The following is an 11,680-nucleotide window of genomic DNA, read 5'->3' on the forward strand; positions in this document are numbered from 1 at the left end:
GACGGCGCAGGCATGGATGTGCTCTCACTCCACGGCAGTATCGAGGAGTATCTGCGCCAGCTCGCGCGGCTGGGAGAACATCGGCCAATGACCGGTGTCCATCTTGACCAGCTGCCAGCGCTTGCTGTTGAGCAGCTCGGCCACTTCTTCGTCGGGCTCGGCGTCGTCCGGCTCGGCCCCCGGCATCACGCACAGGATGTATGTCGCCGGAAGTTCACCCAGCGGCCCCGCCAGCACAGCGGGCTCGGTCAGCGTGGCACCTGGGTGAGGCGTCGAGCCACGCACGAGGCGTGCGATCTGCTCATCGGTGAGACCTTCGCCGTCGTAATGAGCAGCTGGCGCGAGCGCCCAAAATCCTCCGTTCTCGGCGATCGATGCCTCCACTGCCGCCCCGCCGTCCGGCCAGGCGGAGACGAACGACTCGCCGTCAGTTGGAACACTTGAGTCGACGAATACCACGCGGGCCAGTCGGTCACCGATCCGCTCCGCGGCCTGACCGACCGGGATGCCCGAGTAGCTGTGACCCACCAGGACCACGTCACGCAGATCCTGTCGTTCCACCTCGCCGACGATGTCCTGGACGTGAGTCGCTTGCCCCGCCGGTGCACCCCGCTTGTCAGCAAGACCGGACAGCGTCAACGGATGGACGCCGTGGCCGGCCGCACGCAGATACGGCACCACGTCGCCCCACGCCCACGCCCCGAGCCGTGCACCTGCGACCAGCACGAAATTCACCATGCCCGCACCGTAACCGGGCAGCCTGACGATCTCCTAGAAAGTATTCTCCATGCAGCACCTAGGGGCGGGCCGCGTCGACGACGTCGCGGACGGCCTGGACCACGGCATCGGGGCGGTCGAAGCAGAGCCGGTGGTGGCTGGTGTCGGAGATGATGCGCTGTTCCCCGTTCGAGACCGCGCTGACCAGGGCCGCGTCCATCCTGTTCTTGCCCTCGTTCATCTCGCGCAACGTCCGCTCCGACGCGAGTACTTGCTGGGCGGGGTCGGTGCCCAGCACGCTGAGGGCCACCACCGGTACGTCGGGGATGCCCGGGCCGGCCAGCAGCTCGGCGGCGAGGGAGGCCAAGCCCGTGCGTTCGGCGATGCCGGAGGAGGTCCATTCGTCACTGGCCTTGGCATCGACCAGCGCTTGCCGCACGTGCTCCGGGTAGTCCGCGAGCAGTTCGGCCCTCATCCTGCGCAGCGCCGGGCGCATCTGCTCCAGTTGCGCCGCATCGGGCCCCATCTGCTCCACCGCGGCCAGCTTCGCCTCGGGCGGCATGAACGTGTCCCAGTCGCGGTGGAATGCGTCCAGCCAGACCAGCCCGGCCACGTCCTGGGGGTACAACTGCGCGAACCGGTGTGCGTAGAAGCCGCCGAGCGAGTGCGGCACCAGAACGAAGGGAGCGGCGACGCCCTCGGCCCGCAGCAGCTCGCGCAGCTCCGTGGCGACCGCGGTGGCGGTGCGCGGCAGCGGAACCGGATCGCTGTATCCCGTGCCGCCGCGGTCGTACACGACGGCCGTGGTGAACCGAGAAACCTCCTGCTGGACACCGAAGTAGTCCAGGCCCACCGCGCTGGCGCCCGGCAGGAACACCACGGCCGGTCCGCCGCTGCCCGACCGGTGCACGAAGATGCGGCGGCCTTCGATCTCCTGGAAACCTCCGACCGGCGGGGCGAGCCGGGCCGAGGACGTGCTGTTGTCCGTCATGCGACCAGCCTCCAACCCTGACGCAGGGGCAGGGTCAACCGCAGGCGCCGTGTCGCTCAGCCGGCCGGGACCGTCGAGGTGGGGGTGTTCCAGCCGGAGATCCTCAGGTGGGGGAGGGATCCGTGCAGGTCAGAGGTCCGGTAGGTGGCCGTGAGCGTTGCCGATTCGCCCGGCCACAGGCTGATCCCGTTGTCGCTCCACCGGATGGGCAGGACCGGTGTTCCGTTCGCCGACACCAGGTGGAGATCCGTGAGCAGGGCGGGGGTGCCACCGGTACCCGCGTGGCGTACGGTCACGGTCGTCGTGGACGTCCCGGAAGCATCTTGCGTCGTCGATCCGACTGCGGTGACGGGCACCTGCCGCATCGTGCGCAGTCCTCGCAGGTCGGCGTAGGACGTCGTGGGCGTGTGGTACCAGTCGGAGCGGTCGTAGTCGAGCACGTCCGGCCGGGTGGAGAGCCAGTAGACGTTGCGGCTGACCTCGCGCCCGGAGGCGTCGGTGAGGAGCAGCCGGGCCAGGTGGGTGGTCGACAGTCCCGGGACCGCTGCGGGGACCGCCAGCGCGGTGGTGGCGGCCCCGCCGCCCGCGGCGGTCAGGCCGGTGACCGTCCGGTCGTACCTGGGTGTGCCGTCGGTGTCGAAGAGGGTGACCCGTGCGGTGAGCCGGGAGGCCGCGGAGTTCTGGTTGTTGACGACCGTCACCGAGCGGTCGTCGTAGCCGTACTGGATGTGCAGTGGCTCATTGGCCTTCTTCGCCCCGAAGTAGGCCCCGCCCTGGTCGAGGTAGCGGTCCACCAGCTGCCAGTGCAGGGAGGTCCAGCCGCTGTTGAACATCCAGTAGATGACCCCCGTCGACGGTGCGGAGGCGTCCTTCGCGTTGCGGGAGTAGGCCTCGAACTGGGCGCGGACGTTCTCGTACTGGGCGAGCTGCGCGGTGCGCACGTAGTCCTCGAGGCCGGCCGGGGGACCGTAGCGGCCCGTGAGCGCCGCGTCGTACAGGCGCAGCGTGGAGAACGTCGCGGAGGGGGAGCGGTGGTACTGGGCGGCGGAGGGGTCCTTCCACAGGGCTTCGAGCTCGGCCGGGGACATCATGCGGCGCAGTGTGTCGAGGGTGGGGACGGCCGGTCCGGCGCTGGTCTCGGAGTTGAAGCCGGTGGCGCCGCCCTCGCGCTTGTCGTACCAGTAGCCGGGCGGGACCCAGTCGTACGGGCCGGTCATCTTCATCCCGGAGCGGCCGGTGACCGGGGCGGAGGCGTCTGAGGCGGCCGGGACCACCGGGTTGGTCCAGTCGGCGGCCCTCAGTGCGTCGAGGTATCCCTCCTCGATCTCGGCGTTCGGGGCGGCGTCGCTGCCGATCAGGAAGGAGATGACGCTGGGATGGTGGCGGAGCCGGGCCGCTTCGGCGGCCATCGAGGCCTTGGCGACGTGGTGGTCGGCGGTGTCCCACGGCTCGCCGGCTTCGTTGCTGTTGACCTCTCCCTCCCACTTGTCGCAGCACTCCCAGCCGGGGAGCGTGAGGATCCCGTACCGGTCGGTGAGGTCGAAGAACTCGTCCGGCTCGATGTGACCTTCGAGGCGCAGGGTGTTCAGGCCGAGGTCCAGGGCGTACCTGAGGCGGTCCTCGACGTAGGTGGGGTCCCAGCGCAGGAACTGGTCCGGGGACCAGCCGCCGCCCTTGACCAGCAGCGGGCGGCCGTTGATCCGGTACTGGCGGTCGCCGTCGGCGTTCAGGGGCGCCTGCACGTCACGGATGCCGAAGGCCTCGTGGGCGGTGTCGGAGGTCCGGCCGTCGACCGTCGCGGTGACGTCGAGGCCGTACAGGGGCTGCCCGCCCATCGAGGCCGGCCACCACACGCGGGGCGCGCGCAGCCGCAGGGCGGGATGGGCGGCGGGGGAGAAGACCACCGTCTTCGTCTCACGGGGTGCCAGCGTGACGCTGCTGCTCACGGCCGCCGGACCCGCCGTGGCGGACACCGTGGTGATGACGGTGGCCGCCGAGTCGTTGCGCACCCGGGCCTTGACGGTGAGATCGGCCGAGGCCATCGAGGGCATGTCCAGGGCGGTCACCACGTGCGCGTCGCGCAGGGCGACCGGCCCGCCCCGGCGGAGGGTGACGCCGCGGACGAGGCCCATGTTCTCGTCGGGCGGCGGCTGGAGCCAGTCGAGCCAGCCCATGGTGAGGTGCTTGCGCGGGTTGTTGGGCTGGATCCGGAAGGCGACCGTATTGGTGCCCGCCCCGATCAGGCCGGTGATGTCGAACTCGTGCCGGGTGTACGCGCCCGCGACGGTGGCTGCGCCGGCGAGCCGGCGGCCGTTGACGAAGACGTCGGCGGCGGAGATCACCCCGCTGAAGTCGAGGTAGGTGCGGGCGGTGGTGTCGGCGACGGTGAAGTCGGACCGGAACCACCAGGGCACGGCGAAATCGGCGGCCGGGATCCGCTTCAGGTTGACCGAGTAGAAGGGGTCGGGGTGGACGCCCGCGGCCAGCAGCGCCGCGAGGACGGTGGAACGGGGTCCGGCCGGGTACCAGCCGGTCGTCCGGAAGCCCGGCCGGGAAACGGCCTCAGCGGGGTCCGCCACCTTCGCCGTCGACTGGATCGCGTACCCGGCCAGGCCCGTCGCGCTGCCGGGGGCCGATGCCACCGCGGTCGCGGACACCGGGGCCGCAGCCGCCGGCGTCGCGCCCACTGCCTTCGCCGCGGCCGCGGCCGCGGGCCGGACCGGAGCCGGCTGCGGGTGGGGAGCGGCCCGGGTGGTTCCCGCGGTGAGGGCGAGGAGCAGTGCGGTGACGGCCACGGCGGCGGTCCTCGCGCGGACGGGGGCGAGGTGGCGCAGCACGGGACCTCCGGCAGGGGGACGGGTCCGATCCGGCCCCGAGTCTGACACGCGGGCCCGGGCGACGGCTGCAGACAGCCCGGGCCGGGTCACGCGGTCGGAGTACTGCCCCTGCCACAGGTGAACGCGATCGGGGTGAGCGGCCGCGGGGCTGCTGTACTTCCCGGGGGTGGAGTCAGGTGAAGGACGAGGAGATACGTTCGCGCTTCGACGGGCGTGGCCGCGTCGAGTTGCTGCCGGGCCGGACCACGGCCGCGCAGCAGCACCGGACGGAGGAGATCGCCCACGCACTCGGCTACCGGCTGCTGGCCGTCCACAACCTCGGCTTCGCCGGCATGCGGCTCGACTTCGAACGCGACGACACCCCGGTCGCACGCCGCCGCAACGAGCTGACCATCGCCCGGCTGCGCGCGGGCGGGCCCGTGCTCCCGGCCTGGAGCCGCCCGCACCCCCGCCACCGGCTCCGCCGCCGGCCACTTCGCCGCGTGGGCGCCGACAGCCCAGCCGTCCTCCGGCGATGCCCCCGCCGCCCCCACCCGAGGCTCCGGCCGGACCGCGCGTTCCGCCCCCGCCCCCCTTCCCGCCGCTGCCGCCGCCCCCGCCCCCGGTCGCCCCGCCCCCGGTGGCCCCGCCCGCTCAGGGCGTCCCGTCCGGGGCGGGCGTTCCATCGGCCGGACTGGCCGTGTCATATGCCTATCGCCGTCGTCGCCCGCAGGTCTAGGGTGCGCTCACCGGACCATCCCGGGCCGACACCCCTCCCGTTCCTCCCCTCGGGAGGGGCTTCGCGCGCTCAACTCCTGTGTGCTGCGAGCGCCGACATGCAGGGGACCGGTATGCCCGTACGCCCCGACAGCACGACCGAGGCCTTCTGACGTTCCTCGCAGATGGCCCGGACGTCCTGTCCGTCGGTGCTGCCGGAGGGCAGGTCAGTCCGGGACGGGCTGGGTGCTCGCGTTGCTCTCGGAGCGTTCCGTTCCCCGGGGGATGAGGACGCGTACGCCCACGCTCAGGAGCAGCAGGCCGGTTCCGGCGGCCACGAACACCGTGCCGGGGGACATCACCGTCAGCAGGGCGCTGCCCAGGGCGGCGGCCGCGGTTTCGGCGAGGAAGATGGGCCCGTAGACGGCTCCGAACACCCGGCCCAGGAGGTGTTCCGGGACGGTGCGGCCCAGCAGGGTGTCGCAGGCCACGTTCTCGAGGCCGTTGCCGATGCCCGCCACGGCGTAGCAGACGATGCACAGCCAGACGGTGGGTGAGACGCCGGTGAGCAGCAGGCCCAGCCCGCTCGCCGCGAGCCCGGCGACGAAGTACCAGTCGGAGGAGACCTTCCCGGCACGGAGCAGCAGCAGGGGTGCGACGATCATGGCCGCGCCGTAGACACCGGTGGCGATGCCCAGCGCCTGCGGTCCGGCGTTCAGGTCTTCGCGCAGGAGGAAGACGAGCGCGACGTTGTCGAGGCCGGCGAGGCTGATGCCGAGGAACAGCCCCAGGGTGACCGCGCGGGCGATCCGGTGGCGTGCCACGTAGCCGAGGCCCTCGCGCATGTCCCGCAGGAACCGTGCGGCGGAGGCCCGTTCGGCCGTGCGTTTGGCGGCGGGCAGGGCCGGTACGCCCAGGAGCAGCAGGAGCGAGACCCCGTAGGAGAGGGCGTCGACCGCGAACGCGGCCCGGGCGCCGGCCTGGGTGAAGACCAGGGCGCTCACCACGGGGCCCACGGCGAGGCTGAGGTTGTGCGACATGGCGAGCAGGGCGTTGGCGGTGCCGAGTTGCTCGCTCCCGACGAGTTTCGGCACCGTGCTCTTCCCGGCGGGCAGGAAAGCCGTGGACAGCAGGGAGGCCAGGGCGAGCAGGGCCAGCATGACCGGGAAGGGCGGCAGGGTGACCGCGAGGGCACCGATCAGAATCAGCCGCCCGACGTCACAGGCGATCATAAGTTTGCGCGCGTCGACCAGGTCCGCAAGGGCTCCGGCGAAGGGGCCCAGGGCTTGCGGCAGGGCGCGGGCAATGAGTGCCAGGGCGATGTCGGCGGGTCCGTGCCCGGACTCCTGGAGGTAGAGGATCAGAGCGGTCAGGGTGATGAAATCACCCAGGTAGGAAGCGGTGCGGGCAGCCCAGAAACGGCCGAAGGCGGGACTGGACCGAAAGGTCTGGCTCATCTGCCCCATGTGATCCTTTTCCATCTCCTCGGGCCCGGGTGAGCGACGGTGGCCGAAAGCGGCCTATTGCTGCAATGCTGACCGCAGCTAGGGTAATGATCGTTTGGCCTTGCGCCAAGCGGATCACCAACCTAATTGAAATTGGGGGTGCAGGTTGATGGACAACGTGACCGTGACCGCCGAAACCGAAGCCGAAGCCGTGGACGAGTTCGATGTCCTGGATGACCTCGACGACATCGAGTTCAGCCTGGACGAGATCGAGAACAAGATCGCTCCCCTGGCTCTGGCCTGACCGTCGCCCCCTGCTCCGGGAGCCGCGTTTCCATGGCGGCGGGAGAGGGATGTCCGACATGTGCCGCACCGAGGTGCAAGCCCCAGCGGCTGTGACCCACCTCGGTGCGGTGTGGCGGCCGAGCCGCGCCGCCGCACCGCTGACGGGGGTCTGACCAGCCCGCCCGAAGCCCATTCCCGTACATCAATCATTCATTCCCGCAGGAGCATTCTTCCGTTCCCGGGAATTCTTTGAAGTGGATCTCGGTGCAGCGCATTCCCATGCCCTGGGAATGACTGGAGCGCGGAGAGTCCGCTTTCCTTTCATGCGTGCCCGAAAGGCGCGCGGTTCCTTGACAGCACGGGGGTTTTTGTCGAATGCCGCATGTTCTTGACGTCGGTCTGTCCAGTCCTGTTCCGGTCGCATTCGACGGCTTCCGGGCCGTCGTATCCGCGCTGGACGAATCCGCCACCAAAATCCGCGGCCGACTCCTGGGCGCTACGCCCGTCGAGGCGCAGGTGCTGATGCCCGCCTGGGAAAGCGCCGACGCGCGCCCCCTTTCCGATCTGGCGCTCAGCCCCTCCGAACGACGCCTGCACCGCGAGTCGGAGCAGGTCTTCCGCGTACTCGACGCCGCCGCGCGCGCCATCGCCGACACGCTGGTCGAAGAGGACGTCGAACTGCGACTGCACGACATCGGCGCCTTCGACGTCCCCTCCCTGCGCGGCCTGCTGCGCCTCGTCGAGCACCTGACGTGGCGTGACGGGCTACGGCGCCTGCGGCTGTCCGGCCCCACCGCCCGCAGCGGTCTCGCCGAGGCACTCGCCGAGCGGGGGACGCCCTCCCCCGAAGCCGCGCTCCTCGCCCGCCGGCTGCCCGGCCTGATCGCCGACGAGACCGCCCCGTCCGGCGCAGTGTCCCGCGTCGCGCCCGTGGCGTCCCCCGAGGCAGACCTGCTGCGCTCGGTCCTGGACGACGGGGGATCGCCGGTGGACCGGATCGCGTTCGCCGTCGAGTCGATCCGCCGCGGCTTCTTCCGCGCGGACCACGAGGTCATGGCCCGCTGCGCCCTCGTCGGCCTGGAGCTGGCCACGCCCGGCCTCCCGCTGGACGGAACGGTCATCGAGGAGGCGCTCGTCCGGACCGGAACGGGCTCGCCCCTCGCCGACGCCGTGGAGTTCGAGGTGGGCCTGCTGCGCGGGCCCGCCGACGCCCGTGCCTTTTTCCGGAAGGTGCTCGGCATGGTGCACAGCTTCCGGGGCGACAACCCGCAGGCCCTCGAAGCCTTCTCCCGGATCGTCGAGGACGACGCCCACTCCGTCGAACTGCGCGCCCAGGCCGCCCTGTACGCCGCGCTGACCAAGGTGAAGATGCTCCGCGACCCGGCCGCCGGCATCCAGCAGGCAGAGGAGGGCATGGAGCTGCTCCGCCGCCACACCACCGGCAGCAGCCAGGAACGCCGTGAAGGCGCCTGGCTCCACAACGTCCGCGCCCTGTGCTTCTTCTCCCAGGGCAAGCTCCGCGAGGCACTCGCCGACGAGAAGGAGGCGCTCGCCCGCGTCGCGGACGGCTCCGACTCCAGCTCCGTACACCTGAAGATCAACCTGATCTCCAACATCAGCGTCCTGCAGGAGCGGGCAGGCCGCCTGGACGGCGCACTGGCCACCTGGCAGAAGTACACGAGCGTCGGCTCCGCATGGGGCCCGATGTTCACCAAGCACCACGCCTACCGGCACGGCGGACTCGCCCTCGCCGCGGGCCGGCAGGAGGAGGGCCTCACTGCGCTCGAAACCGCCCACGAGGCGGGGGCGAGCCTGTCCGACACCTTCCACCGGGCCGTGATCGCCACCGAGTTGGGCGGGCTGCTCCGCGAGAGCGCGCCGGGACGCGCCGCCCACTGGTACACCGCCGCAGCCCGTGCGTCCGAGGAACTCGCCGACCCCTACAGCTATGCGCTGGCGCTCGCGGGACGCAGCCTCGCGGAGGGACGCACACCCCCCGCCGCCCTCGCCGAGACCGCCGCATCCTCGGTGACCCGTCCCGCGGCGGGCGCCGACCTCGCGGCAGCCATCACGGCCGGTGACCGGGAACGGCTCGGCAGCCTGCTGCCGAAGCCGCGCACCAAGCTGAACCGCCCCTTCGACCACGTGAACCTCACGTGACGGGGCCCGCGACCCGAGCCCCGCAATGGGCCCTGCGACCGGACTTCCTGCTCCGCCGGGCCGGTTTCCCCTTCGAGCTCCTCGACGGCCCGGCCGCCGCATCCCCGCTCGCCGACGCGGTCGAACGGTACGTCGAGGCCGTGGCCCGCCTCGAACAGCAGCGCCGCGCCCTGCTCCGCCGCGAACTGCCCGCAGCCGTCGAACGCGCCCGCGCGGACGGCGCCTGCGCCCGGCTGCGGACCCTCTCCCGCGTCCGCAGCGCCCTGGGACGACGGCGCTACGACACCGCCCTGACCGGCATCGCGGAACTGACCGGACCCGCCGGCGGGACGCAGCAGCACACACCCGCCCTGACACGGCTCGGCGTCGCCGTCCGCGAGATGACGGACGCCGCCGGCGCGGTCGCGAACGCCCTCGACCGGGGCACGCAGGAGGAGCACGACCGCCTCGTGGAACGGATCGGCCTGGAGCGGGTGCGCGAGGCGCTCATCCAGCTGTCGCCGTCGTTCACCGAACAGGCCGAGCGCTTCGCCCGCAGGCCGCGGCCGCCGCACGGCACGGAGGCCGGAGCCACGCGCGCCCGCGACCGGAAGTTCCTGCGCACGGCGCTGCTCTACCTCCAGCGGCTCGCCGCGAAGAACGAGAGCACCAGCTTCTTCGGCCCGCTCACCCACGGCCGGTTCACGGCCGGCCACGACGGCTACCGGACGGGTCCCGAAACCCCCACCGGCGTCCGCCGCCGCGAGGCCTTCCTCACCTTCTGGGCGACCGCCGAACTGGCCCGAGTGATCGCCCTCGACCCGGAACTGGCAGGCGTCCTGCCCGTACGGCGCAGTCCGCTCGTGACCGTGCTGGACGACGGCATCCGCGACCGGCAGGGACGGGTGCGCCGCCTGGGCCCGCTGGACCTGGCCCTGCTCGCCGCCGCCGACGCGACGACCGGGGCGGACGCGCTCGCCGTATCCCTGGCCTCCTCCACGGGCACGCCCGCCGCGGACGTCCGCAGCCGCATCGACCGCCTGACCAAGGCCGGACTGCTCCTCGCCGACCTGGAACCCGCGTCCACCCGGCCCCGCCCCCTGGACGACCTGCGCACACTCGTACGGTCCCTCGCCCCGCACTCGCCGTGGGCGGACCGGCTCGACGGCATCGCCACCTCCCTGGCGCTCTTCGGGCAGGCCTCGACTGCAGCGGGCCGGGCCGGTGCATTGCGCGCGCTGGAAGCGGAGTTCCAGCAGCTCACGGGCGCCCCCGCCCGCAGGGAGGGCGGCCGGATGTACGCCGACAGGCTGGTCGCCTACGAGGAGTGCGAGGGGGACGCGCCGCCCAGCATCGGCCTCGACGTCGCGGACCGGTGGAGCGCCGCGCTCGCCCCCTACCTCGACCTGTGCGCCGCCTACGGCGTCCTGCGCCACGAGGCGACACGGGCAGCGGCCGAGCGCGTCCTCGCCGAGGCCGGGGGAGAGCTGTCCTACCTCGACTTCGCCGAGCGGCTCGGCGCCCTCACCACGCAGGGCGCCTTCGAACGCTCCCTCGCCGAGCAGAAGTTCACGGCCGGGTTCGCCGCCCTCGTGGAGGCGGCCGGTGACGGCCGCGAAGCCGTGCTCACCACCGCGGACCTCCGGCCGCTGACCGACCTGGCGGCGGCCGCCGAGGCGGCCCGGCCGACCCCCACCCGGTTCGTCTCGCCCGACCTGATGCTCGCCCGGGACTCAGGTGCCGCAGAGCCCGGTGCCGCAGAGCCCGGTGCCGCATACCCCGGCGCCCCCGACTCCGGTGAGCTCCTCGTCCTCGGGGAACTGCACCCGTACGTCTTCGCCTGGGGATCGCAGGGCCTGTTCGCGCCGGACCCCGCGTCCCTGCGGGCGGACACGGAGGAACACCTCTCCGCGTGGGGCGGCCCGGACCGCATCGCCACCGTCCTGCGCCGCCGCCGGCACAAGGGACTGGTCTCGGACGCCTTCCCCGGCCGCTTCATCGAGGTGGGCGGCCTCGCCACCCGCGACCGCTCCCGCTGTCTCGCGGTCGCCGACCTGCGCGTGGTCCAGGGCCCCCACGGACCGGAACTGCTCGGCCCGGACGGCAGCCTGGTCCTGTACACCGGCGAGAACGACCATCCGCACCTGCGGGTCTTCGCACCCCCGCAGGTCGAGGTCCCCCAGGTCCGCATCGGCGACCGCCGGCCACGCATCCGGATCGGGAACGTCGTCGTACAACGGGCCCGCTGGTGGCTCTCCGCCGATGACCTGGCCGCACTCCACCGGGCGCAGGACACCGGCCTCGCCCTGACGGCGGCCGCGGAGCTGCGCGCCGCCCTGGACATCCCCCGGTACGTCTTCGCCAAGCCGGAGGGGGAGCCCAAGCCCATCTGCCTGGACCTGTCCTCGCCGCTGGCCGTGTCCGTCCTCCGGCAGTTCGCGGACCGCCCCGTCGTCGTCGAGGAGATGCTGCCGGAGCCGGGACGCCTCTGGCTGCGGCGCGGGGACGGTGCCTACACCTCCGAGTTCCGGCTCGCGATGTTCAGGCAGGTGCAGTCCTGATGTGGTCGT

The 11,680-nt window shown here is 72.2% G+C and carries 6 protein-coding genes and 1 pseudogene; 3 read left to right on the plus strand and 4 right to left on the minus strand.

Annotated elements, in window-relative coordinates:
• Positions 1-24: 24 nt before the first annotated feature.
• The 4 genes from IO30_RS0132195 to IO30_RS41290 form a co-directional block, all read right to left on the minus strand.
• Positions 25-738, minus strand: a complete 714-nt coding sequence (locus tag IO30_RS0132195; RefSeq protein ID WP_031148907.1) for an alpha/beta fold hydrolase — start codon at positions 736-738, stop codon at positions 25-27.
• Between the two features lie 58 nt (positions 739-796).
• On the minus strand, positions 797-1,708 hold the full coding sequence (locus IO30_RS0132200; RefSeq protein ID WP_031148908.1) for an alpha/beta fold hydrolase: 912 nt from the start codon (positions 1,706-1,708) through the stop codon (positions 797-799).
• A gap of 56 nt (positions 1,709-1,764) precedes the next feature.
• Complete coding sequence (locus tag IO30_RS0132205) at positions 1,765-4,545, minus strand: glycoside hydrolase family 2 protein (RefSeq protein WP_031148909.1); 2,781 nt, start codon at positions 4,543-4,545, stop codon at positions 1,765-1,767.
• Positions 4,546-5,468: 923 nt separating this feature from the next.
• Positions 5,469-6,698 (minus strand): MFS transporter, encoded by a 1,230-nt coding sequence (locus IO30_RS41290; RefSeq protein ID WP_157853414.1) that lies wholly within the window; start codon positions 6,696-6,698, stop codon positions 5,469-5,471.
• A 184-nt stretch (positions 6,699-6,882) separates the two neighbouring features.
• On the opposite strand from IO30_RS41290, the pseudogene IO30_RS45695 reads away from it, so the two are divergent.
• The 3 genes and pseudogenes from IO30_RS45695 to IO30_RS0132230 all read left to right on the plus strand — a co-directional run.
• A pseudogene (locus IO30_RS45695) lies at positions 6,883-6,990 on the plus strand (ammosamide/lymphostin RiPP family protein); the annotation flags it as partial.
• Positions 6,991-7,346: 356 nt separating this feature from the next.
• Positions 7,347-9,131 carry a tetratricopeptide repeat protein gene (locus tag IO30_RS0132225; RefSeq protein WP_157853416.1) on the plus strand — a complete coding sequence of 595 codons (1,785 nt, stop codon included), beginning with the start codon at positions 7,347-7,349 and terminating at the stop codon, positions 9,129-9,131.
• Positions 9,128-11,671 carry a lantibiotic dehydratase gene (locus tag IO30_RS0132230; protein WP_051902710.1) on the plus strand — a complete coding sequence of 848 codons (2,544 nt, stop codon included), beginning with the start codon at positions 9,128-9,130 and terminating at the stop codon, positions 11,669-11,671. The genes IO30_RS0132225 and IO30_RS0132230 overlap by 4 nt, the downstream gene beginning before the upstream one ends.
• Positions 11,672-11,680 lie beyond the last annotated feature (9 nt).

Source organism: Streptomyces xanthophaeus, from assembly GCF_000725805.1.
GTDB classification, from domain to species: Bacteria; Actinomycetota; Actinomycetes; order Streptomycetales; family Streptomycetaceae; genus Streptomyces; species Streptomyces xanthophaeus.